Origin of the sequence: Streptomyces rimosus, from assembly GCF_008704655.1 — a bacterium.
Taxonomy (GTDB): Bacteria; Actinomycetota; Actinomycetes; order Streptomycetales; family Streptomycetaceae; genus Streptomyces; species Streptomyces rimosus.
In genome coordinates this window covers 1,408,790-1,430,706 of sequence record NZ_CP023688.1, presented here as the reverse complement: position 1 = coordinate 1,430,706, position 21,917 = coordinate 1,408,790, and the positions used below count along the sequence as shown (strand labels likewise).

The 21,917-nt window shown below is 74.5% G+C and carries 19 protein-coding genes and 1 tRNA gene; 11 read left to right on the top strand and 9 right to left on the bottom strand.

Features of this window, described 5'->3' with window-relative positions; all coding sequences use genetic code 11:
* Window positions 1-36 precede the first annotated feature (36 nt).
* A complete protein-coding gene (locus tag CP984_RS05835) occupies window positions 37-1,014 on the bottom strand; it encodes an FAD-dependent oxidoreductase (protein WP_030183810.1) in 978 nt (325 codons plus the stop codon).
* Window positions 1,015-1,199: 185 nt separating this feature from the next.
* Here CP984_RS05835 and CP984_RS05830 point away from each other — a divergent pair, with 185 nt between their 5' ends.
* From CP984_RS05830 to CP984_RS05820, 3 genes are all read left to right on the top strand, one after another.
* Window positions 1,200-2,237, top strand: coding sequence for a hypothetical protein (locus CP984_RS05830; RefSeq protein WP_003987447.1), 1,038 nt, complete (start codon window positions 1,200-1,202; stop codon window positions 2,235-2,237).
* Window positions 2,238-2,508: 271 nt separating this feature from the next.
* Window positions 2,509-4,629, top strand: coding sequence for an FUSC family protein (locus CP984_RS05825; RefSeq protein ID WP_030183807.1), 2,121 nt, complete (start codon window positions 2,509-2,511; stop codon window positions 4,627-4,629).
* Between the two features lie 176 nt (window positions 4,630-4,805).
* Window positions 4,806-5,051 (top strand): hypothetical protein, encoded by a 246-nt coding sequence (locus tag CP984_RS05820; RefSeq protein ID WP_003987509.1) that lies wholly within the window; start codon window positions 4,806-4,808, stop codon window positions 5,049-5,051.
* A 472-nt stretch (window positions 5,052-5,523) separates the two neighbouring features.
* Here CP984_RS05820 and CP984_RS05815 read toward each other — a convergent pair whose 3' ends face one another.
* The 3 genes from CP984_RS05815 to CP984_RS05805 form a co-directional block, all read right to left on the bottom strand.
* Window positions 5,524-7,959 carry a Tex family protein gene (locus CP984_RS05815; protein WP_030183802.1) on the bottom strand — a complete coding sequence of 812 codons (2,436 nt, stop codon included), beginning with the start codon at window positions 7,957-7,959 and terminating at the stop codon, window positions 5,524-5,526.
* A gap of 152 nt (window positions 7,960-8,111) precedes the next feature.
* Complete coding sequence (locus CP984_RS05810) at window positions 8,112-8,849, bottom strand: SAM-dependent methyltransferase (RefSeq protein WP_003981470.1); 738 nt, start codon at window positions 8,847-8,849, stop codon at window positions 8,112-8,114.
* A 141-nt stretch (window positions 8,850-8,990) separates the two neighbouring features.
* Window positions 8,991-9,863 (bottom strand): SCO6745 family protein, encoded by an 873-nt coding sequence (locus tag CP984_RS05805; RefSeq protein ID WP_003981471.1) that lies wholly within the window; start codon window positions 9,861-9,863, stop codon window positions 8,991-8,993.
* A gap of 381 nt (window positions 9,864-10,244) precedes the next feature.
* On the opposite strand from CP984_RS05805, the gene CP984_RS05800 reads away from it, so the two are divergent.
* Together CP984_RS05800 and CP984_RS05795 are read left to right on the top strand one after the other, a co-directional pair.
* A complete protein-coding gene (locus CP984_RS05800; protein WP_003981472.1) occupies window positions 10,245-11,213 on the top strand; it encodes a GlxA family transcriptional regulator in 969 nt (322 codons plus the stop codon).
* A gap of 42 nt (window positions 11,214-11,255) precedes the next feature.
* The gene (locus CP984_RS05795; RefSeq protein WP_003981473.1) at window positions 11,256-11,894 is read left to right on the top strand and encodes a DJ-1/PfpI family protein; all 639 of its coding nucleotides are present in this window, start codon (window positions 11,256-11,258) and stop codon (window positions 11,892-11,894) included.
* On the opposite strand, the gene CP984_RS42595 is transcribed toward CP984_RS05795, so the two are convergent.
* The gene (locus CP984_RS42595; RefSeq protein ID WP_003981474.1) at window positions 11,878-14,028 is read right to left on the bottom strand and encodes an ATP-binding protein; all 2,151 of its coding nucleotides are present in this window, start codon (window positions 14,026-14,028) and stop codon (window positions 11,878-11,880) included. The two genes, CP984_RS05795 and CP984_RS42595, sit on opposite strands and share 17 nt — an antisense overlap.
* Before the next feature lie 138 nt (window positions 14,029-14,166).
* Between CP984_RS42595 and CP984_RS05785 the strand changes: the two genes are divergently transcribed.
* Window positions 14,167-14,562, top strand: coding sequence for a hypothetical protein (locus CP984_RS05785; protein WP_003981475.1), 396 nt, complete (start codon window positions 14,167-14,169; stop codon window positions 14,560-14,562).
* 46 nt (window positions 14,563-14,608) lie between these two features.
* Here the strand turns inward: CP984_RS05785 and CP984_RS05780 are convergent, their stop codons facing one another.
* Window positions 14,609-15,361, bottom strand: a complete 753-nt coding sequence (locus CP984_RS05780) for an enoyl-CoA hydratase/isomerase family protein (protein ID WP_003981476.1) — start codon at window positions 15,359-15,361, stop codon at window positions 14,609-14,611.
* Between the two features lie 153 nt (window positions 15,362-15,514).
* Here CP984_RS05780 and CP984_RS05775 point away from each other — a divergent pair, with 153 nt between their 5' ends.
* The gene (locus CP984_RS05775) at window positions 15,515-17,173 is read left to right on the top strand and encodes an ABC-F family ATP-binding cassette domain-containing protein (protein WP_003981477.1); all 1,659 of its coding nucleotides are present in this window, start codon (window positions 15,515-15,517) and stop codon (window positions 17,171-17,173) included.
* On the opposite strand, the gene CP984_RS05770 is transcribed toward CP984_RS05775, so the two are convergent.
* The gene (locus tag CP984_RS05770) at window positions 17,154-17,813 is read right to left on the bottom strand and encodes an MBL fold metallo-hydrolase (RefSeq protein WP_003981478.1); all 660 of its coding nucleotides are present in this window, start codon (window positions 17,811-17,813) and stop codon (window positions 17,154-17,156) included. The two genes, CP984_RS05775 and CP984_RS05770, sit on opposite strands and share 20 nt — an antisense overlap.
* A 135-nt stretch (window positions 17,814-17,948) precedes the next feature.
* On the opposite strand from CP984_RS05770, the gene CP984_RS05765 reads away from it, so the two are divergent.
* From CP984_RS05765 to CP984_RS05750, 4 genes are all read left to right on the top strand, one after another.
* The gene (locus CP984_RS05765) at window positions 17,949-18,374 is read left to right on the top strand and encodes a MarR family winged helix-turn-helix transcriptional regulator (RefSeq protein WP_030183795.1); all 426 of its coding nucleotides are present in this window, start codon (window positions 17,949-17,951) and stop codon (window positions 18,372-18,374) included.
* A 54-nt stretch (window positions 18,375-18,428) separates the two neighbouring features.
* Window positions 18,429-18,502 (top strand) — tRNA-Met (locus CP984_RS05760).
* Between the two features lie 114 nt (window positions 18,503-18,616).
* Window positions 18,617-19,321 (top strand): HdeD family acid-resistance protein, encoded by a 705-nt coding sequence (locus CP984_RS05755; RefSeq protein WP_003981480.1) that lies wholly within the window; start codon window positions 18,617-18,619, stop codon window positions 19,319-19,321.
* A 105-nt stretch (window positions 19,322-19,426) separates the two neighbouring features.
* Window positions 19,427-19,927, top strand: coding sequence for an ATP-binding protein (locus tag CP984_RS05750; RefSeq protein ID WP_003981481.1), 501 nt, complete (start codon window positions 19,427-19,429; stop codon window positions 19,925-19,927).
* Here CP984_RS05750 and idi read toward each other — a convergent pair.
* Both idi and CP984_RS05740 read right to left on the bottom strand, forming a co-directional pair.
* On the bottom strand, window positions 19,902-20,513 hold the full coding sequence (gene idi, locus CP984_RS05745; RefSeq protein WP_003981482.1) for an isopentenyl-diphosphate Delta-isomerase: 612 nt from the start codon (window positions 20,511-20,513) through the stop codon (window positions 19,902-19,904). The two genes, CP984_RS05750 and idi, sit on opposite strands and share 26 nt — an antisense overlap.
* A gap of 56 nt (window positions 20,514-20,569) precedes the next feature.
* Window positions 20,570-21,517: a cation diffusion facilitator family transporter gene (locus tag CP984_RS05740; protein ID WP_003981483.1), complete on the bottom strand. Its 948-nt coding sequence runs from the start codon at window positions 21,515-21,517 to the stop codon at window positions 20,570-20,572.
* Window positions 21,518-21,917 lie beyond the last annotated feature (400 nt).

Here is a 21,917-nt window from a genome sequence, read left to right as displayed (position 1 = left end):
GAACCACAGGGGGCCGGCGCACCACCGGCCCCCTTCTCACGCCGTACGGCCCCCGGCCAGGCGCACCACCTCGTCCGCGCAGCCCCACGCCACCGTCACACCGGCCCCGCCGTGCCCGTAGTTGTGCACGCACAGCGCGCCGCCGGGCAGCCGCTCCGTCTCCAGCCGTACGGAGCTACGCGCCGGGCGCAGGCCCACCCGGTGGGCCAGGACGCGGGCGTGCGCCAGCTTCGGGTGGACGCGCGCGCAGCGCTCCACGATCGCGCGGGCGGTCGCCGGGTCCGGCTCCCGCGACCAGGCACCTTCGCGAGCCGTACCGCCGAGCACCACCCCGTACGGCTGCGGCAGGATGTACGTCGTGGTCCCGGCGTGCTCACCGGCCGACCCGAACCACTCCTCGATACCGGGGTTCTCCACGATCACCAGCTGTCCCTGCACCGGCTGGACCGCCACGTCCGGGACCAGCTCGCGGGCGCCCAGCCCGGAGCAGTTGACGACCGTGCCGGCCTCCCGCGCCGCCTCCGCGAGCGAGGTGAGCGGACGCCGCTGCACCGTGCCGCCCGCCGCCGCCAACCGCCGCTCCAGATAGCCCAGGTGGGACGGCATGTCGACCAGCGGCATCCGCGCGCGCCACCCCGAGCCGTAGCCCGGCGGCAGCTCGTCCGGCGTGGCCCGCCGCAGGCCCGGAACGGACGCGTGCCAGCCGTCCGAACCGGATTCCGGCGCCGCGCCGGGCTCGTCGGCCATGGTGCCGGCGACCATCCGCACACCGGTCTCCGCCGGGCGCTCCGCCAGCTCCGCGAGCACGTGGAAGGAGCGTACGGACCAGGCCACCGCCCGTTCCTCGGGCCGCACCCGGTAGGGCCAGCACAGACCGCCCGCGACCGCGGAGGTGGTGTCCCGGGCCGGATCGCGGCTGACGACCCGTACCCGGCGCCCGCCCTCCGCCAGCGCGACGGCGGCCGTCAGGCCGAGCACCCCGCCGCCGATCACGATCACATCGCTCGTCGTCATGCCCAGGACGCTATCCGCTGTGCCGTCCGGGGGCGACGGGTGCGGCGGGGCGGCGGCGGACGGAGGCCCGGAACGGCCGGTGCGTGCCGTCGCGAGGAGAATGCCGGAGCGATACGGAATGGACCCCGCCAAGGGATTTGCCGCAGCCGGGCGCTTGGCGCCCGTTGCGTGGGGATACTCAGGACATGTCTGCGCATCACGCGACCTTCGGACTGGCCCCCGCGACGCGCGCCGGCGCCGTACTGTCCAACGGCGCGTACGAAGTCCACCGCGACTTCTGGGACTTCATCGTGGACGGCAGACCGCTGCTGCTGCGCCTGGCGGACCTCGACGCGGTCTCCCCGCTCGCCGCCGACCTCGGCCCTTCTCTGTTCACCGCGCACGTGCGGCGGCTGCTCCTGGAGGAGGACGCCCCGCTCGCCGGCGGACGCTACGTCCTGTACGGCTGCCCGGAGTGCGAGGGGCTGGAGTGCGGCGCGGTGACCGCCGTCATCGAGCGCGACGGCGCGGACGTCGTGTGGCGGGACTTCGCCTGGCAGACCGGGGAGACCGCGGACCTGGGGCGCGACGGCTACCCGGGCGTCGGCCCGTTCCGCTTCGACGGCGCGCAGTACCGGGCCGCGCTGGAACATCTGCTCTCCGACGGCGGCCCGGCGCACGGCGCGGCGACCGCCCGGCGGGTCCTGCTGGTCGGACAGCGGGTCGCGCTGCCCGCCCGGCTGGCCGCGGCCCTGCGCGGCATCGGCATCGGCGCGGAGATCACCCGGGACGCGGCGGGTGCCTCGCCGGACGAACTGCGCTCCTACGGGGCGGTGGCCTTCGGCAGCGCGGTGGACGGGGCCGAGCGGGCCGCGGTGCGCGCCGCGTTCGCGGCGGCGGGCTCCTCGGCGGTCTTCGTGGACCTGCCGGTGCCGGTCGTCCCGCTGCTCATCGCGCGGATCGAAGAGGCCCTGGACCGCTGTCCGCAGGACCAGCGGCGGCTGCTGCGACTGGCGGCCACGCGCGGCGAGGTCACGGTCGAGACCGCCGTACCGTGCGGGGTCGTCCTCACCGCGTACCGCGTGGACCGTCTCTCGCGCACCCGGACGGCCGAGCTGTTCGCGGGACAAGTGGAAGCGGGCACCCACCGGTTGACGGTGGACGCGCGGGCGACGAAGGGCACGGCGTATGTGGTCGCCCGGACGAGCGGGAGCGTACTGGTGGCGGAGGTGGCGGGGGAGTAGGGCCGGGTGGGGCGGGCAGGCGTGGGCCGGGCGTCCGTTCGGTACGGCTGAATGTGATCTTGACATCCCCGTAACCCGTACGTCCTGATGCGTACAAACAGGACCGTAAGCTGGATGTCGGCACCGTCGGCCGATGACGCCCCTCGGACACCCGCCCCCGATCCGCGTACCGGAACCCGCCCGGCCCTGTACGGGACAGTACGTCCCGCTCCATCCGGGTACGTACCCCTACGTTTCCCGTACACCGTCATCCGCCGCACCAAGGAGGCCCATGCCCCGCGCCCCGCGCGCCGTGCCCACCTGGCTCGCCCACCCCCTGCGCTGGCAGCGGCTGCCCGTCCCCTGGGCCGCCGTGGTCCGCGGCGCGCTGTGCGCGGGCCCGCTGCTCGCCGCCGGCCTGGCCACCGGCCACCCGGCGGCCGGGGTGCTGGCCGGGCTCGGCTCCATGCTCGCGGGCGTCAACGACCGGCCCGGCACCCGGCGCCGCGGCATCGTGCACATCGGCCTGCCCGCCCTCGCCTCGGCGTTCGGCATGCTGATGGGCGCCACGCTGCAGACGGTCGGCGCGGGCTGGTGGGTGGTTCCCGCGCTGTTCGCCGTCGGCTTCGTCTCGGGCGCGGGCAGCGTCGCCGGGCCGGTGCGCTCCAACGCGGGCATGCAGATGCTGGCCAGCACCATCCTCGGCGCGGGCATGCCGCTGTCCGGCGCGCCGTGGCTCAAGGCCCTCTACCTGCTGGCCGGCTGCCTGTGGCTGCTCCTGCTGCGCCTGGTGTTCCACCCGCCCCGCCCGGCCGGCGGGCCGCTCAGCGGCGAGCGGGCGGCCGTTGCCACCGTCTTCGACGCGCTCGCGGACGCCCTCGACGCCGTCGGCGGGCCGGGCGCCGAGGCGGCCCGGCGCCGCCTGACCGCCGCCCTCGACCGCGCCGACGAGGCCCTGCGCCTGCGCCGCCTGCTGCGCCGCCGGCCGAGCCCGGGCGAACGGCTGCTCGCCGAGCGGCTGGCCGCCGCGACCGCGCTGTGCGAGGCCAGCGTCGCGCTGCTGTGGGAGGCCCGGCCGCTGCCGGCCCGGGTCGCCGAGGGCCCGCGCCGCTTCGCCGAAGCACTGCGCACCGGCCGCCCGCCGGGCCGCCTCTCCGCGCCGGATACCAGCTCACCGGCGCGCGGCGCCTTCGACCGCGCGCTGCTGGACGCGGCGGTGGTCTTCGCCCGTACGGAGCCGGTGGACGCCGCCGGGGCCGACGGGGGGCCCGCGGTGATCTCGGGGGCGGTACGGCCGGAGGAGCGCGAGTCCGGGGATCAGCGTGGGTCCGGGGCTCAGCGTGAGCCCGAAGATCAGCGCGTGCCCGGAGAGCGGCGCGAGTCCGAAGATCAGCGCGTGCCCGGAGAGCGGCGTGAATCCGGAGATCAGCTCACGTCCGGAGCGCCGCGCAAGCTCCGGTCCGAGGCGCCGCCCGTCCGGCGCGGCCGGAGCATGTTCGGGCCGGCCGGCCGGGACTACGGTCTGCGGGTCGGCCTGTGCATCGCGGTGAGCGTGGCGGTGGCCCTCGCGCTGCGTGCCGAGCACTGGTACTGGCTGCCCGCCACCGCCACCTTCCTCGTCAAGCCCGACCTGGGCCCGCTGTTCTCCCGTACGGTCAACCGCTTCGCCGGGACCGTCGCCGGTGTGCTGGTCTTCGCGGCGGCCGGAGCGGTGCTGGACGGATGGTGGTGGCCCGCGCTGGTGGCCGGTGCGGGTGGCGCGCTGCTGCCGTTCGCCACCCGCCACTTCGCGCTGCAGACCGTCGCGATCACGCTGATGGTGCTGTCGTTCGTACACGTCAGCGGCGATCCGCAGGCCGCGCTGGAGCGGATCGTGGACACCTCGGCCGCCTGCGCCCTGGTCCTCGTCGTCGGCCATCTGCCGCGGCTGGCCGACCCGCGCCGCCGCGTCGGCCACAAAGTGACGGCCGCGCTGCGCGCCACCGAAACGTACCTGGGAGAAGTGCTGCGGACCGAGCCGGGACACGACCGGGGCGAGCGCCTGGTGCGGCGCCGGGCGGCCTACCGGGCACTGGGGGAGGCCCGCGCGGCGGCCGAGACCGCCGCCGCCGAACTCGTCGCGGCGCGTGGCCGCAACCCGGACTGGCTCACCGTCGTCACCGCCGCCGAGCGCATCGTGGACGCGGCGACGGCCTGCGCGGTACGGCTCGACCACGGCGCCCGCCGCCCCACCCCGCAGGAGGCGCGCCGGCTGTGCGAGGCGCTGACCGCGATGGCGGACGCCCTGGAGGACCCGGGACGCCCGGGCCCGCCCGCGCTCGCCGCGCAGATCCCACCCGTACCGGGCTGCGCGACGCTCACGGACGTGGCCGCCGAACTGGAACACCTGCGGGGCTTCGCGGGGGCGGCCTGAACCGGCCGCCGACGGGTAGGCGTGCCGCCGACGGGCGCCGGGCGGCTGCCGCCGGCCGCCACCCGCTTGGCACGCCGGGCATGCCGACGGAGCCGGGCCGGTGCGGTACTGGAGGAGCCGGGCGGCACCGCCGGGCGCCACCGGACCATCGACCGAAGCGTGAGCAGGGAGCCGGCATGGGTGACATGAGCATGAGTGATGACATGTCGAAGAACCGCCCCGAGCGGGAGCGCAGGGCGCAGCGCGCGGCACGGGAGGACGCCCCCGCCTCCCAGGAGCGCAGCGCCAGGGAAGCCCCCGCGGGGGAGAGCAGCTACGTCTCCGAGGAAAACGGCCGGTGGGTCAGCCACGTGGCGAAGCCGGGCACCGGACGGCAGCGGAAGGGCCCCGGCCCGGTGCCGCGCGAGGACGCGCCGGAGTGATGCGTACGGAGTGACCCGGAGGGGCCGCCCGTTGTGATCCGGCCGGGCTGCCCGTCGTGACCCGGCCGGGCCGCCGGGCCGCGGCCTCCCGAGCCGGGCGCTACCCGGAGTGCGTGCGGCCGGGTACGGCTCGCGATCCGTACGGCGTACGGCTGGGTGTGCCGCGCAACCCGTACGCCAGGGTGCGAACCGGAATTCCTACGGCCGGACGTGGCCTGGAATCCGTACGGCCGGGTACGGCTCGCGCCCCCTACGGCTGGGCGTGGCCCCGCACCCCGTACGCGCCAGGTCGCGCCCCGGACCCCTACGACCCGGCGTGGCCCGAAACCCGTACATCGGACACGGCTCGCAATCCGAGGGGCCGGGCGCGATTCGCCCCCATATGCCAGGCCGTGCCCCGCCCCCCCGACCAAGCGCCCCCGCACCCCCGTACGGCCGGGACCGGCACCCGCCGGCCCCGGCCGCCCCCGGTTCAGCGGCCCCCGTTTTCCTTGCCCAGCAGGCCCGCCCGCCGCAGCGCGTCGGCCATGGCGCCGTTCGCCGGGGCCGCGTCGCGGGAGCCGCCGCGGCGGTCGCCGCTCTGGCGCTGCCGGGGTGTGCTGCCACGCCGCTGGTCGCCGCGGTCGGGCCGGTCGCCGCGGCGGCCCTCGCGCGGGCTGCCCGCGCGCTGTCCGCCGTCGGCCGCGCCGCCGCCCTTGCCCGGCTCGTCGTCCAGGCGCAGCGTCAGTGAGATCCGCTTGCGCGGGATGTCCACGTCCAGCACCTTGACGCGCACGATGTCACCCGGCTTGACCACGTCGCGCGGGTCCTTGACGAAGGTCTTGGACATCGCGGAGACGTGCACCAGACCGTCCTGGTGGACACCGACGTCCACGAACGCCCCGAAGGCGGCGACGTTGGTCACCACGCCCTCCAGGAGCATCCCCGCCTCCAGGTCGCCGATCTTCTCCACGCCTTCCTTGAAGGTGGCCGTCTTGAAGACCGGACGCGGGTCGCGGCCCGGCTTCTCCAGCTCCTGGAGGATGTCGGTGACGGTCGGCAGGCCGAAGGAGTCGTCGACGAAGTCGGCGGGCTTCAGCGAACGCAGCACCGCCGTGTTGCCGATCAGCGAGGACACCTCACCGCCCGCCGTCTTCACCATCCGGCGCACCACCGGGTACGCCTCCGGGTGCACGCTGGAGGCGTCCAGCGGGTCGTCACCGCCTCGGATACGGAGGAAGCCCGCGCACTGCTCGTACGCCTTCGGGCCGAGCCGCGCCACGTCCTTGAGGGCCTTGCGGGTGCGGAAAGGACCGTTGGCGTCGCGGTGCGCGACGATGTTCTCGGCCAGGCCCGAGCCGATGCCGGAGACGCGCGACAGCAGCGGAGCGGACGCGGTGTTCACGTCCACGCCGACGCCGTTCACACAGTCCTCGACCACCGCGTCCAGCGAGCGCGACAGCTTCACCTCGGACAGGTCGTGCTGGTACTGGCCGACCCCGATCGACTTCGGATCGATCTTGACCAGTTCGGCCAGCGGGTCCTGGAGGCGGCGGGCGATCGAGACCGCGCCGCGCAGCGACACGTCCAGGTCCGGCAGCTCCTGCGAGGCGAACGCGGAGGCGGAGTACACCGAAGCGCCCGCCTCGGAGACCATCACCTTCGTCAGCTTCAGCTCGGGCTGCGCCGCGATCAGGTCGGCGGCCAGCTTGTCCGTCTCGCGGGACGCGGTGCCGTTGCCGATGGCGATCAGCTCGACGTCGTGCTCCCGGGCCAGCCGCGCCAGCGTGGCCAGCGACTGGTCCCACTTCTGCTGCGGCACGTGCGGGTAGATCGTCTCCGTCGCGGCCACCTTGCCGGTCGCGTCCACGACGGCGACCTTCACACCCGTACGGAAGCCGGGGTCCAGGCCCATCGTGGCGCGGGTGCCGGCCGGCGCCGCCAGCAGCAGGTCGCGCAGGTTGGCCGCGAAGACCCGCACCGCCTCGTCCTCGGCGGCCTGCCGCAGCCGCAGCCGCAGGTCGATGCCGAGGTGGACCAGGATGCGGGTGCGCCAGGCCCAGCGGACGGTGTCCTTGAGCCACTTGTCGGCCGGCCGACCGCGGTCGGCGATGCCGAACTTGTGCGCGATGGACTGTTCGTACGACGTGGTGCCCTCGACCGGCTCGGTCTCCGGCTCCAGCGCGAGGTCGAGGATCTCCTCCTTCTCGCCGCGCAGCATCGCCAGGACGCGGTGCGAGGGCAGCGCGGTGAAGGGCTCCGCGAAGTCGAAGTAGTCGGCGAACTTCGCGCCCGCCTCCTCCTTGCCCTCGCGCACCTTCGCCGCGACCTGCCCGCGCGTCCACATCCGCTCGCGCAGCTCGCCGATCAGGTCGGCGTCCTCGCTGAACCGCTCGGTCAGGATCGCCCGCGCGCCCTCCAGGGCGGCGGCCGGATCGGCCACGCCCTTGTCCGCGTCCACGAACGCCGCAGCGGCGGCCGTGGGCTCCACCGACGGGTCGCTCAGCAGGCCGTCGGCCAGCGGCTCCAGGCCCGCCTCCCGCGCGATCTGCGCCTTGGTGCGCCGCTTGGGCTTGAAGGGCAGGTAGATGTCCTCCAGCCGGGCCTTGGACTCGGCGCCCCGGATCTGCGCCTCCAGCGCGGCGTCCAGCTTGCCCTGCGACCGTACGGACTCCAGGATCGCGGCCCGCCGCTCCTCCAGCTCCCGCAGGTAGCGCAGCCGCTCCTCCAACGCGCGCAGCTGCGCGTCGTCGAGCATCTCCGTAGCTTCCTTGCGGTAGCGGGCGATGAAGGGCACGGTCGAGCCGCCGTCGAGCAGTTCGACCGCGGCCTTCACCTGCCGCTCCTTGACGCCGAGCTCGTCGGCGATCCTCGCTTCGATGGATCCGATGGTCCCGGACGCCCCGTTGGCCTCGGTGGATGCCGTCACGTTGTTTCCTGCCCCGCCTTCCAGCGTTTGCTTGAGCCTGCATTGTGCAGGTTGCCGGGGCGCACTGTCGCGCCCCCCGCGCCGCTGTCGCCAGGTGTGAGAAGCCGCACGCACCGGTGCCCGGGACCCGGCCGTCCGTACGGGGCCCGCCCTCAGCCGTCGGTGCGGCGCAGCACCAGACTCAGGAATCCCCAGCTGTCCCGGTAGCCGCGCAGCCACTCCGTACGGTGGGCCTCGGCCACGGCGAGCGCCTCGGCGCGGTCGGGGCTATCGGGGTGGTCCAGGGCCCACGCGGCGAGCGATCCGGTCCAGGACCACTCGTAGGCGTCCAGTTCGCGGCGGGTGCTGATGTGCCCGTGGACGGGCGTCCACCCGTCGGCGGTGACGCGTTCCAGGGTGGTGGGCAGGTCGGCGAAGTCGCCCAGCATCTCGACGGCCTCCGGGGACGGCGTGCGGTCCCAGAATCCGTCACCGACCAGGACCCGCCCGCCGGGAGCCAGGTGCTCGCGGGCCGCCGCCAGGGTGGGCAGTAGGCCGCCGAAGGCGTGCGCGGCGCCGACGCTGAGCACCAGGCCGAACGGGTGCGGAGAGCGGAAGTCCGCGGCGTCTTGGTGATGGAGGACGAGACGGTCCGTAACGCCCCGCTCGGCGGCGGCCGTACGGGCGTGCGCCAGGGCCTGCGCGCTGATGTCGACGCCCTCGGCCCGCAGCCGCGGATGACGGGCCAGCGCGCGCAGCAGCCACTCCCCGCCGCCGCAGCCGAGGTCGAGCACCCGCTCGTCACCGCGCGGCAGGCCGTGGTCCAGCAACTGCCGTACCGAGTCGTCGTCGAGCGGTGCCGCGATGGGGTGGCCGGTGTGGGCGATACGGGAGATCTCTTGACGGTTCATCGGGGGCAGCGTGGCAGCGGCGGGCCGTCCCGCGCACCTGATTTCCCGGTGCGCGGGACGTGATACGAGAGGGCCTGCAACTTCCGTGTCACGCCTGGTAGTTCGGTACCCATGGCGCGCCCGGGAGTCGCGGGCCCCGGCTCAGCCCTTGCCGAGGAGCGCCTTCGGGAACGCGCCCGCCGCCACCGCGGTCTGCGTGAAGCCGGTGGCCAGTTCGGTCAGCCGGGCCACGTCCGCGGCGCCCAGGTGCTCGTACGGTGCCAGGTCGAGCCGGTCCGTGGTGTCCTCCAGGTCCTCGCGCAGCTGCTTGCCCGCCTCGGTCAGCGCGCCCTCCGCGTCGAGGAAGCCGCGTCCGCGCAGCCGCTCCTCGGCGGCCTGCCACTCCTCCAGCGACCAGCCGCGGAACTCCAGCACCCAGGAGCGGGCCGCGCCGCGGTCGCTCGCGGTGTGGGTGACCAGCGCCTCCAGCCCGTCCAGTCCGGCGTCCAGCAGCGCCGCCAGATGTCCGTCGCCGCGGTGCTCGCGCAGCAACGTCGCCGCGTGCCAGAGGGCGAGGTGCGGCGCGTCGGGGACCGGCAGGTCGGCGTGCGCGGCGTACAGCGGGCGGGCGTGCCGGGTGCACGCCTCGGCGGCGCGCAGCGCCAGCCGGGCAGCCTCGGCCATCTCCGGCGACTCCACCGTCGCGTCGCCGAGCAGCCGCCGCAGGGTGCGGTCGGCGGCCCGCAGCCGCGCGGCCAGCACCTCTTCGGGCGGGGCCACCTTCCACACCTGCGGTATGTGCCGGGCGACCAGGTCGTGCTTGAAGTTGTAGAAGGTCGCCGTGACGGTGCCGGCGCCGACCGCGCCCAGGGCCGCGGCCCGGCCCGCGAAGTAGGCGGCGCTGCGGTCCTCGATGCCGAGGGCGGCGAATTCGGCGGGGGTGTCGGGCGAGAAGTAGACGGTCGAGTGCAGCGGGTTGACGACGTTGTGACAACGCCGGCCGGCGCGCTCGGGGAGCGAGGTCTTGGTGGTCATGACCGCAGGTTACCGACCCGTTGGTATGGAGGGGAGGGGGGTCAGGGGGCCTTCCGGCGGCTATCGGCCGGGGAGGGTGGTACGGGGGCGGTCGTACGGGGGTGGTGGTACGGGGTTCAGGGTCCGGCGGTGCGTGGCCCCGGATCCGGCGGCGCGGCCCCGTACCCGGCGGCGCGCGGCCGTGGGCCCGGCGGTAGTTGGCCCCCCACCCGGCGGTGCGCGACCGCGCACCCGGCGGTACTCGGTCCCGGACCGGATGGAACACAGCCCCGGACCCGCCGGAACCCAGCCCCGCCCCCCGACGCACCGGTCTCCCCATGGCCGTAAAGGTGGGAAATTCGTCATTGCCGCCATCGTCGGCACCCCCGCAGGATGGTCGCCATGGAACAGCGCGACGTGCTGGTCGTCCTCTTCGACGGCGTGCAGAGCCTCGACGTCACCGGCCCCCTGGAGGTCTTCACCCAGGCGGCCCTGCGGGTGCCCGGCGCCTACCCGGTCCGCACCGCCTCGCTCGACGGCGCCCCGGTCCGTACGGGCAGCGGGCTGACGCTGACCCCCGACCTCGCGCTGTCCGACGCCGGGCCGCCGCACACCCTGCTCGTGCCCGGCGGGCGGGGGACCCGCGAACCCGATGCCCGCCTGGTCGACTGGCTGCGGCTGCACGCGCCCCGGGCCCGCCGCAAGGTGTCGGTGTGCACCGGGGCGTTCCTGCTCGCCGCCACCGGACTGCTCGACGGCCGCCGGGCGACGACCCACTGGACCCGGTGCGCCGAGCTGGCCGCCGGGTTCCCGGCCGTACGGGTCGACCCGGAGCCGATCTACGTACGCGACGGCGACGTGGCCACCTCCGCCGGAGTGACGGCGGGCATCGACCTCGCACTGGCCCTGGTGGAGGAGGACCTCGGCCGCGACCTCGCGCTGGCCGTCGCCCGCCACCTGGTCGTCTTCCTGCGCCGTCCCGGCAACCAGACCCAGTTCAGCGCCCAGCTCGCCGCGCAGACCGCGGACCGGCGCCCGCTGCGCGACGTACAGCAGTGGATCACCGAGAACCCGGCGGCCGACCTGTCCGTGGAAACCCTCGCGGGCCGCGCGGGCCTGTCGCCCCGGCACTTCGCCCGCGCCTTCCGGGCCGAGGTCGGCATGACCCCGGGACGCTACGTCGACCGGGTGCGCCTGGAAGCCGCCCGGCGCCTCCTGGAGGACACCGCCGACGGCGTCGAGGGCATCTCCCGCCGCTGCGGCTACGGCACCCCCGAGGCGATGCGCCGCGCCTTTCTGCGCACGCTGGGCGCCGCACCCGCCGAATACCGCCGCCGCTTCCGTCCCGTGGCCCCACCGCCGTTCCCCTGACCGCCCCGCCTCCTACGCCACACCACCACCGAAAGGCACCCCATGCAGATCGCCATCCTCCTCTACGACGGCATCACCGCCCTGGACGCCATCGGCCCGTACGAGACCCTCAGCCGTATCCCGGGCGCCAGGACCGTCTTCGTCGCCGAGCGCACCGGCGAGCACCGCACCGGCAGCGGCGACCTGGCGCTGACCGCCGACGCCGTACTGTCCGAGGTCACCGCCCCGGACGTGCTCGTGGTGCCCGGCGGCACCGGCCAGGCCGCGCTCATGGACGACGGGCCGCTGCACGACTGGCTGCGCGCCGTGGACACCCGTACCACCTGGACGACCTCCGTCTGCACCGGCTCCCTGCTGCTCGCCGCCGCGGGCCTCCTCAAGGGCCGTCGCGCCACCTCCCACTGGCTCGCGCTGGACCGGCTCCCGGCCCACGGGGTGGAGCCGACCGGTGAGCGCGTCGTCTTCGACGGCAAGTACGTGACCGCCGCGGGCGTGTCCTCCGGCATCGACATGGGCCTCGCGCTGGTGGGCCGGATCGCCGGTGACACCCACGCGCAGACCGTCCAGCTCGGCATCGAGTACGACCCGGAGCCGCCGTACGACGCGGGCTCGCCCGAGAAGGCACCCGCTGCGATCACGGCGGCGATGCGGGAGCGGAGCCGGTTCATTCTGGACGGCTGACCTCCGGCGGGCCGCCGGGGCGGTCGCCCTCACCGGCGCCCGGCCCGCCGTCCTCCGGCCCGCCGCCCTCCAGTTCCTCCTGCCACAGCAGCTCCGTCAGGCGGGCGACCCCGGCGGTCAGATGACGCCGGTACGTCGTCATCGGCAGACGCAGCAACTCCGCGGCGCGCGCCTGGGTGCCGGCCGGGCGCAGATACGTGTGGTGCAGCGCCCGGAAGGCCCGGCGGTCCTGTGGCGACGCCTCCAGTGCCGCTGCCGCCGCGCGTACCGCCTTCCGCAGCGCCGCCGCCCGCTCCTTCGGGCCCGCCTCACCCGCCGCGCACCGCCCCGCGACCAGGCGCGTCCGCAGCAGCGGCGAGTCCCGCAAACCGTCCGCCCGTACGAGCCCGCGCAGCGCGTCCCGCACCGCCTCGGCGAACTCCTCCCGGTCCAGCACCCGCAGCGGGTCCGACGCGGCGGGCGGGGTCACCGTGAACGGGTCCTCGGCCCGCTCCCGCTCGGTCAGCATCGCCAGCCACGCCAGCGCCGGCACCCGCCGCCAGTCGTGCACGAACATCCCGAAGCGGCGACCGGCGGCCGTGAAGTCCGCCGCGGGCAGGCGGGCGAAGTCCACATACGCGCAGCCCGGCTCCCAGAACTCCGGGTCGGCGAACGGCAGCAGCGTCACCGCGGGCTTGTGGCCGGTCAGGTAGTGGTGGGTCAGCCGCAGGGTGATCAGGGTCTGCACGGGCGAGACGGCCTGGTACTCGTCGCGGCTCATCCAGAACCGCACCAGCAGCGCCGTCTCGCCGCCGCGCAGCTCCCCGTGCTCCGCCAGCCAGCCGCGGGCGGCCCGTACCGCCGGATCGTCCGGCACGTCCGGCGCGTCCGCCGGGGGAGCGCCGCCCAGCTTGATCAGCGTGTAGAACCCGGCCGCCACCCCGTCCGGGCCCCGCACGGTGTACGTCTCCGCCTCCGGGCGCCGCGACCAGTCGTGCACCAGCCGCGCCGCCTCGATGCCCTCGTGGATCGCCGCGATCGTGCATGCCTCCACCAGCTCACCGCCACTGACCGGGCCCGGCGAGACGGACAGCCGGTCCAGCCGCGCCGCGCCCGCCGCGCCGCGCGCCACCGGCTCCAGCAGCGGCCCGACGACCGGACTGTCCCGGTGCAGATACGCGAAGTCCGCGAGCACCGCCCGCTGCCGCGCCCGGTCGTCCTCCTGGGTGAACAGCCGCTGGTAGTACGCGCTCGCCCGCCGGTGCAGCGCCGCCCGGCGCTCCGGGTCGCGCCAGCGCAGCTCCGCGTCCAGCGCGTCCCGTACGAGGTCGTGCGGATGCACCCCGCGCAGCCCGCTCTCCACCGCGGACAGCCCGCACAGCCAGTCGAAGTACAGCCGGGCATCGGCCACCTGGAGCAGCGCGGCCAGCAGCGGCTCGGTCGTCGAGAGCACCTGCGAGGACGCCTCCAGCGCGGTCCGGTGCAGCGGTGTGGGCACCGCTTCCAGCAGGCTCGCCAGCAGCGCCCGTACGATCTGCGGCGACGGGTCGGCCCCGGCCGCCTCGCCGCCGTGCGCGGCGACGTCCGCCACCAGCGCGAGGGCCAAGGGGTGCCCGCGGGTGAAGGCCAGGCCCTGGTCCTGGACGGCTGGCGGCACGCCGCGCCGGGTGAGCAGCTCCCGGCTGTCCGCCTCGTCCAGCGGCCCGAGCGGGAGCAGGCGCAACAGTCCCTGCCAGGCCGGATCCAGACGCCAGGACAGCGGCGGCGCCGTCCGTCCGGCCAGCGCGACCAGCGCGTCGGCGGGCAGCCGGGGCAGCAGCTCGCGGTGCACGGTGTCGCGCGCCACCCGCGGATCGTCCAGGCCGTCGATGAGCAGCACCAGATCCGGCCGGTCCGGAATGCGCTCCGTCAGCTCCTCCTCGTAGGAGCGCACCCCGGCCGCCTCCAGCCGTACGGCGGGCCGCCCGGCGCGCCGCGCGAGCTGCGCGAAGTGGTGCAGGAGCGTGGTCTTGCCGATGCCGCCGGGGCCGTGGACGTACACCACCGCGCCGCGCCCGGCGGCCAGCAGCGCGCGGAAGGCCGCGGTCTCCCGGCGGCGGCCGACGAAGCCCTCTTCGCGCGCCGTCACGAGCCGGTCGCCCAACCGGTCGGTCACGCGTCAAGTATGTCGCCGCGGCGGCCACAACGGACCCTCATCGGACGTGAAGCGGACACGTTACGGTCTGCTTTCCGGGCGTTCACCGCGCCTAGCTTCCTGGGTGCCGCACACCAACGACTCAGGGGGCGAAGGAAGATGAACCGCAGGACCACCACCGTCATGGGCGTCGCGTTCGCCGCCGCCTCGGCCGCCGGACTGGCCCTGTCGGCCGCCGGACCGGCCGCCGCCTCGCAGTTCTACGGCGGGACCCTGCACCCGGGCGAGCAGCGCTGCGTGCAGCAGTCCGCCCAGCACACGGTGCGCGCGGACGGCAGGGCGACGGGCCAGGGCGCCAAGTTCAAGCTCCAGTACCAGGGCGCGACCGTGCCCGGCACCGGCTCACCCGGCCTGGTCACCGCGTACGCCGCGGAACTGCGGGACACCTGGGCGGGCTGGCCCGGCGTCGGCGACTACACCGCCTGCGTCACCAACAACGGCGCCGCCGACACCAACGTACGCCTGACCCTCAAGACGGACGGCGAGGTCACCTGACCCACGGGGGTCCGCCCGTCGCACGGCCCGCCGGGAGCCGCTCGATTCACCTCACCGACCAGGTGAAACGCGGCTCCCGGCGTTCCAGGAAAGCGGCGACACCCTCCGCGGTGTCGCCGCTTTCGTGCGCCTGCGCCTCCCAGTGGGCGACCCGCTCCCCGTCCGCGGGACCGTCCGCGAACTCCTTCGCCGCGGCCTGCGTCAGCTGCGACCGGCTCGCCAGTACGGCGGTGAACCGCGCCACCCGCTTGTCCAGCTCCCCTTCCGGCAGCACCTCGTCCAGCAGCCCGGTCCGCAGCGCCCGCGCGCAGCCGATCAACTCGCCCGAGAACAGCAGGTACTTGGCGGTCGACGGGCCGACCAGGCGCACCAGCCGCCGGGTGGACGTGGCCGGGTAGACGATCCCCAGCTTCGCGGGCGGTACCCCGAACTGCGCGCCCTCCTCCGCGAACCGCAGATCGCACGCGGCCGCCAGCTGGCAGCCGCCGCCCACGCAGTAGCCGCGTATCGCCGCCAGCGTCGGCTTGGGAAACGCCGCGAGCGCCTCCTCGGCGGCCGTCGCCAGCCCCTTCTCCGCCTCCGCCGACCCGCGCAGCGACCCGATGTCCGCGCCGGCGCAGAACGTACCGCCCGCGCCGGTCAGCACCAGCACCCGTACGGCACGGTCCGCCGCCAGCCGGTCCAGCAGCGGCGGCAGCTCCCGCCACATCCCCGTCGTCATGGCGTTGCGCTTGGCGGGATGGCTGAGGATGACGGTCGCCGTGCCGTCACTGACGCGTGTGATGATCCCTGGTTCCATGCCCCGGATGGTAAGGCGGGCGCCGGACGGCGCGGTGACGGCCGGGGCCGGGGCGATCGGCTGGGGGCTGGGGGCTGGGGGCTGGGGGCTGGAGGCGCCCACCGGATATTGAGGCGACCGCCCGAAAGCGGGCCGGATACGATCGACGGTCTGATGTCTGCCACTTCCGCCACCCTCGTCGCCAAGTCCCTCGCCGCCGGCCACGGCGAACGCGTCCTGTTCTCCGGTCTCGACCTCGTGGTCGCCCCCGGGGACGTCATCGGCCTGGTCGGCGCCAACGGCGCCGGCAAGTCCACGCTGCTGCGCCTGCTGGCCGGGCTGGACACCCCGGAGGAGGGCCGGCTGAGCCTGAGCCCGCCGACCGCCACCGTCGGCCACCTCCCGCAGGAGCCCGACAGGCGTCTTGGAGAGTCGGTACGGGCCTTCCTCGCCCGCCGCACCGGCGTCACCGCGGCCCAGGCGGCCCTGGACGCCGCCACCCAGGCACTGGTCGACGAGGCGCCGGGCGCCGACGACGCGTATGCCACCGCCCTGGAACGCTGGCTCTCGCTCGGCGCCGCCGACCTCGACGAGCGCGCCGAGGAGACCGCCGCCCAGCTCGGCCTCGCCGTCGGCCTCGACCAGCCCATGACCTCCCTGTCCGGCGGCCAGGCCGCCCGCGCCTCCCTCGCCTCGCTGCTGCTCTCGCGCTACGACGTCTTCCTGCTGGACGAGCCCACCAACGACCTCGACCTGGACGGCCTGGCCCGGCTGGAGGAGTTCGTCACCGGCCTGCGCGCCGGTACGGTCCTGGTCAGCCACGACCGCGAGTTCCTGACCCGTACGGTCACCCGCGTCCTCGAACTGGACCTCGCCCAGCAGCAGGTCAACACCTACGGCGGCGGCTATGCCGCGTACCTGGAGGAGCGCGAACGGGCCCGCCGCCACGCCCGCGAGGAGTACGAGGAGTACGCGGACACCAGGGCGGCCCTCGAAGCGCGCGCCCACACCCAGCGCAACTGGATGGAAAAGGGCGTCAAGAACGCCCGGCGCAAGGCCACCGACAACGACAAGATCGGCCGCAAGTTCCGTACGGAGTCCACCGAGAAGCAGGCCGCCAAGGCCAAGCAGACCCAGCGCATGATCGAGCGCCTGGACGCCGGCGCCGTCGAGGAGCCGCGCAAGGAGTGGGAGCTGCGCATGGAGATCGCCGCGGCGCCGCGCGCGGGCGCGGTGGTGGCCACCCTGCGCGGTGCCGAGGTGCGGCGCGGGGACTTCCGCTTCGGCCCGGTGGACCTCCAGATCGACTGGGCGGACCGGGTCGCCGTCACCGGCCCCAACGGCTCGGGCAAGTCCACCCTGCTCGCCGCCCTGCTGGGCCGGCTGCCGCTGGACGCCGGGCACGCCGCGCTGGGGCCCGGCGTCGTCGTCGGCGAGGTGGACCAGGCGCGTGGCGCGTTCCTCGGGGACGAGCCGCTGGCGGACGCGTTCCGCAACGCCGTTCCGGAGATGTCCCCGGCCGACGTACGGACGCTGCTCGCCAAGTTCGGCCTCAAGGCGGCCCACGTACTGCGGCCCGCCGCCACGCTCTCCCCGGGCGAGCGGACCCGCGCCGCGCTCGCCCTTCTCCAGGGCCGCGGCGTCAACCTCCTGGTCCTCGACGAGCCCACCAACCACCTCGACCTGCCCGCGATCGAACAGCTGGAGTCCGCGCTCGCCTCCTACCAGGGGACGCTGCTGCTGGTCACTCACGACCGGCGGATGCTGGAAGCGGTGCACACCACCCGCCGGATCGAGGTCGGGGCGGGGCGTATCACCGAGCGCGTTCGCTGAGGCCGATCCGGACGGTGGCGCCCGGAGCCAGGCGCCGGTAGCGCGCGGGCACACCGGGGCCGCGTTCGCCCAGGAAGCCGTCGACCATCGCGGTGCCGATGTCATTGAGGGCGCCGTCGTGAATCGCGTAGGCGTCCCGCGGGGCGACCTCGCGGACGTAGTCGATCAGGTGGCCGGTCGTGGACCAGGGGGCGTGCACCGGCAGCAGCAGCGTGTCGACGGGGGTCCCGGGGACGGTCAGGGCGTCCCCGGGGTGGAAGAGGGCGCCGTCGATGAGGAACCCGACGTTGGTGACGCGCGGGACATCGGGGTGGATCACCGCGTGCCAGGTGCCGTGGACCTGCACGTCGAAGCCCTCCGCGGTGAACGTCTCCCCGTCCCCGACGGCGGTGACACGGGTGCCGAGACCGTCCAGCCGCGCGGCGACGGCGGAGTTGGTCCAGACACGCAGGCGCGGGTTGCGCTCGGCCGCCCGGCGCAGCGTCTCCTCCGAGAAGTGGTCGAAGTGCTCGTGCGTGACCAGGACCGCGTCGGCGCCGTCCAGGGCTTCCGGGCCGGTCAGCCCACCCGGGTCGACGACCAGGCGACGGCCGTCCTTCTCGACGCGGACACAGGCGTGGCCGAACTTGGTGAGCTGCATGGGAAGGGCCTTCCGCTCGGGGGCTGTACGAGCGAACTGTACAACTAAGTTGTACAACTGGCTTCTATAAGGCCGGGTAGGATGCGGGGCATGGACGAAGACGTGCCGGTCGAAGATCCGCTGACCGAAGACGCGCTGACCGAAGACGCGCTGGCCGAGGATCTGCGGCAGTCGATCGGCGAGCTGGTGCGGGCGGTACGGGCGGTGGACACCATGCCGCCCGGAGAGGCGGCCGTCCTCGGCTTCCTCGACCGGGGCGGCCCGCTCACCACGGCCGACCTCGCCCAGCGGCGCGGTGTCACGCACCAGTCGGCCGCCAAATCCGTGAAGGACCTCGTCGGCGGCGGCCTGGCGCGTACCGAGCCCCACCCCGGCGACGGTCGCAAGCTCCTGGTGCACATCACGGACGCCGGCCGCGCCCGCCTGCGACGCGAACGCGAGCGGCGGGCCCGTACGCTCAACGCCGCCATCCGCGACACCTGCGGCCCCGAGGAGCGGCGGCAGCTGCGGGAGTGCGTCGCCCTGCTCTCCCGCCTGACCGCACACCTCGTCGGGAAGTGATTGCCCGGCGATTTGGCGTACGGCACCAGCGCCCCGTAGGGTGGGCGGTACCGACGCGGGGTGGAGCAGCTCGGTAGCTCGCTGGGCTCATAACCCAGAGGTCGCAGGTTCAAATCCTGTCCCCGCTACTTCCGCAGCAGGCCCGGTGCTCATGACGAGCACCGGGCCTGCTGGCGTCTGCGCGCTGCCATCCGGTTCCGAAGGGGGTATACCGGGACAAAGGCGTCCGTGAGGAGGCGGTGATGATCGGCACAAGCAGATCCTCGAAGCGCTCGGCGCGTGGCACGTCCCCGGGGACACGGGAGGCGGGAGAGCTGCGGCGCGGCTTCGCCTGGCTGGCGGTGCTCGGCGCGATCCTGGTGCTCGCGGGCCTGGTGGGTCTGGTGTACGTCGGGTTCGCGACCCTCACCTCGATGCTGCTGTTCGGCTGGCTGCTGCTGATCGGCGGCGTGGTGGGGCTGCTGCACGCGATCCAGTCGCGCGGCTCCAGCTTCTTCTGGCTCGGGGTGATCGTGGCGGCCCTGAACATCGCGGCGGGCGTGGTCGTCATCCGGCAGCCGGGGGTCGCCGCCGCCGGCCTGACGATGTTCGCCGCGCTGCTGTTCCTGACCGGCGGCGTCTTCCGGCTGGTCGGCGGCGCGGTCGTCCGGGGGCCGCAGTTCGGCTGGACGCTGGTGCAGGGGGCCTTCGGCATCCTGCTGGGCGTGCTGGTGCTCGGCGACTGGCCGCACAGCAGCCGGTATGTGATCGGCTGCTTCTTCTCCCTCGCCCTGCTCTTCGACGGGCTCGGCCTGATCGCGACGGGGGTCGGCGGCCGGCGGATCGTCGGCATGGTGGCGGGCGGTCGCGGCGCCGCGGGGGACGGCGCACCGGACGCCTCCGGCAGCCCACCGGCCTCATCCGGCCAATCTTTGAACGAGAAACAAAAGGGTCAGGATCGGTCGTAGGGCCGATCGCCGATTGCGTTATCGGTCAGAAGGCGTCGATAGAGGCTGACTTCTGTTCAGCGGGTCGGTCCGGACCAGCACAGAACCAACACTCGAAGCGTGAGGATGTCTTCCGGACCACCGGCCGAACCCCCCGAGGAGCTGACCGCCCCGCTCGCGTACGAAGGTGTCTGGCGCTTCACCGCGCCGGCACTGGAGTCCTCGGTGCCCCAGGCGCGGCACGCGGTCCGGGACCTGCTCGCCCAGCAGCGCGTACCGGTCGCGGAGGAGGTCGTGGACGCCCTGCTGCTGATCGCCTCCGAACTGGTCACCAACGCCGTGCAGCACGCGGCACTGCTCTCCCCGGAGATCGCCGTCGAGGTCACCGTCGGCGCGGGCTGGATCCGGGTCGCCGTCGAGGACGACCATCCGTACCGCCCCAAGGCCGTCGAGGCGGACGAGGGCGACGTCGGCGGGCGCGGCCTGTGGCTGGTCAAGATGCTCACCGCCGAGGCGGGCGGCAAGTGCGACGTCGAGCACACGGCGAGCGGCGGCAAGGCGGTCTGGGCCGAATTGCCGCTCGCCCCGCCGGCGGACGGGCCTACCAGCCCGCCGCCGGCCCCGTGAGCTCCCGTACGGCCGGCCGCGCCGCGTCCAGCACGGTCATGAACCACGCCGAGAACGGCGCCTGCTCGTGCCGCTCGGCCAGCTCCCGCGGCGTCACGAACGCGATCTCGCCGACCTCTTCCGGGTCCGGCCGGGGAGCGGCCCGCACCAGCCCCACGAACAGGTGGTTGTACTCCTGCTCGACCAGCCCGGAGTCCGGGTCCGGGTGGTTGTAGCGGACCGTACCGGCCTCGGCGAGCAGCGCCGGGGCCACGCCCAGCTCCTCGGCGGTGCGCCGCGCCGCGGCGGCGAACGGCGTCTCGCCCGGGTACGGGTGGCCGCAGCAGGTGTTGGACCAGACACCGGGGGAGTGGTACTTGCCCAGCGCCCGGCGCTGGAGCAGCAGCCGCCCCCGGTCGTCGAAGAGGAAGACCGAGAACGCCCGGTGCAGCAGGCCCGGGGGCTGGTGCGCGGTGAGCTTCTCCTCGGTGCCGATCGTCGTGCCGTCCTCGTCGACCAGCTCCAGCAAGATCGGTTCGGCGGCGTCGCCCGGTGGGTTCGCCGCCGCGGTCCCGGCGGTCTGTCCGTTGGCAGGTGTGATCGGCATGCCCATCCTTGTCGTAGGTCTCCTCGCCGCTCAAGTCTGCCCCAGGCGCGCCCGCATCATGGGCACGGCTGCGCCTCATGTGCCGTATGGCCGTCGGGTTCGAGCTGGAAGGTGCAGTGTTCGACGGCGAAGTGGCCGGCCAGACACCCGCGCAGGTCGTGCAGCAGCTTCTCGTGGCCCATCGCGTCCAGCGCCTTGGGGGCGACGACCACGTGGGCCGACAGCACCGGCATCCCGGACGTGATCGTCCAGGCGTGCAGGTCGTGGACGCCCGTCACGCCCGGCAGCGCGAGCAGATGCGCCCGTACCTCCGTCATGTCCACGCCCTTCGGAGCCGTCTCCAGCAGGACGTCCAGGGACTCCCGGAACAGCTTCCAGGTCCGCGGGACGATCATCAGACCGATCACGATGGACGCGATCGGGTCGGCAGCGGACCAGCCCGTCAGGGTGACCAGCAGCGCCGCCACGATGACCGCCACCGACCCGAGCGCGTCCGCCATCACCTCCAGGAACGCGCCGCGCACATTGAGGCTGTCGCGCTGCCCGCGCATCAGCAGGCCCAGCGAGACCAGGTTCGCCAGCAGGCCGACGACACCGAAGACCATGGCCGTACCGCCCTCGACCTCGACCGGCTCGAAGAACCGCGGGACCGCCGCGACCAGCACATATCCGCCCACCCCGAACAGCAGCAGCGCGTTGGCCACCGCCGCGAGGATCTCGGCTCGGGCGAGCCCGAAGGTGCGCTGCGGCGACGGCGGCCGGTTCGCCAGGCGGATCGCCGTCAGCGCCATGACCAGCCCCACCACGTCGGTGGCCATGTGCCCCGCATCGGCCAGCAGCGCCAGCGAGCCGGTGATCGCACTGCCGACGATTTCGGCGACCATGACGCCCGAGGTCAGCGCCAGCGCGCCGCGCAGCCGCCCGCGGTACGCGGCGGCCGCCGTACCGGAACCCGCGCCGCCCCCGGCCCGCCCGCCGGCCCCGTGGTCGTGTCCTGCGCCCATGCCGTACGCCTCCCGGAGAGCCGCGCCCGTGCCGCCCGGCGAACGCCGTCGGCCCTTGCAGTGAACTACGGGTGGGGGGTATACGGCAACGCGACGCTGAACACCGTTGTCATGCGCTGACCTGCGGGGATGTGGGGCGGGGTCGCCCCCATCCGCCCGGGGCGCGCTTCCCGTCCGCGTCCGCTGGGTAGACCCCCGGTGGGGGTATGTGGCACGTGGCCTGTAGGCGCTCCGCCCGGCGTCGAAACCTGCCCCAGCCGCTCGCCCGGCGTCGAAACCTGCCCCAGCTGCTCAGCCGGCGTCGAAACCCGCCCCATCCGCCCGGGGTGTGCTTCCCGTCCGCGTCCGCTGGGTAGACCCCCGGTGGGGGTATGTGGCACGTGGCCTGTAGGCGCTCCGC

Excerpts from the sequence above, each read along its gene's own strand:
- CP984_RS05835 (WP_030183810.1), bottom strand. The coding sequence starts at position 1,014 with ATGACGACGAGCGATGTGATCGTGATCGGCGGCGGGGTGCTCGGCCTG.
- CP984_RS05830 (WP_003987447.1), top strand. The coding sequence starts at position 1,200 with ATGTCTGCGCATCACGCGACCTTCGGACTGGCCCCCGCGACGCGCGCC.
- CP984_RS05825 (WP_030183807.1), top strand. The coding sequence starts at position 2,509 with ATGCCCCGCGCCCCGCGCGCCGTGCCCACCTGGCTCGCCCACCCCCTG.
- CP984_RS05820 (WP_003987509.1), top strand. The coding sequence starts at position 4,806 with ATGGGTGACATGAGCATGAGTGATGACATGTCGAAGAACCGCCCCGAG.
- CP984_RS05810 (WP_003981470.1), bottom strand. The coding sequence starts at position 8,849 with ATGAACCGTCAAGAGATCTCCCGTATCGCCCACACCGGCCACCCCATC.
- CP984_RS05805 (WP_003981471.1), bottom strand. The coding sequence starts at position 9,863 with ATGACCACCAAGACCTCGCTCCCCGAGCGCGCCGGCCGGCGTTGTCAC.
- CP984_RS05800 (WP_003981472.1), top strand. The coding sequence starts at position 10,245 with ATGGAACAGCGCGACGTGCTGGTCGTCCTCTTCGACGGCGTGCAGAGC.
- CP984_RS05795 (WP_003981473.1), top strand. The coding sequence starts at position 11,256 with ATGCAGATCGCCATCCTCCTCTACGACGGCATCACCGCCCTGGACGCC.
- CP984_RS05785 (WP_003981475.1), top strand. The coding sequence starts at position 14,167 with ATGAACCGCAGGACCACCACCGTCATGGGCGTCGCGTTCGCCGCCGCC.
- CP984_RS05780 (WP_003981476.1), bottom strand. The coding sequence starts at position 15,361 with ATGGAACCAGGGATCATCACACGCGTCAGTGACGGCACGGCGACCGTC.
- CP984_RS05775 (WP_003981477.1), top strand. The coding sequence starts at position 15,515 with ATGTCTGCCACTTCCGCCACCCTCGTCGCCAAGTCCCTCGCCGCCGGC.
- CP984_RS05770 (WP_003981478.1), bottom strand. The coding sequence starts at position 17,813 with ATGCAGCTCACCAAGTTCGGCCACGCCTGTGTCCGCGTCGAGAAGGAC.
- CP984_RS05755 (WP_003981480.1), top strand. The coding sequence starts at position 18,617 with ATGATCGGCACAAGCAGATCCTCGAAGCGCTCGGCGCGTGGCACGTCC.
- CP984_RS05750 (WP_003981481.1), top strand. The coding sequence starts at position 19,427 with ATGTCTTCCGGACCACCGGCCGAACCCCCCGAGGAGCTGACCGCCCCG.
- idi (WP_003981482.1), bottom strand. The coding sequence starts at position 20,513 with ATGCCGATCACACCTGCCAACGGACAGACCGCCGGGACCGCGGCGGCG.
- CP984_RS05740 (WP_003981483.1), bottom strand. The coding sequence starts at position 21,517 with ATGGGCGCAGGACACGACCACGGGGCCGGCGGGCGGGCCGGGGGCGGC.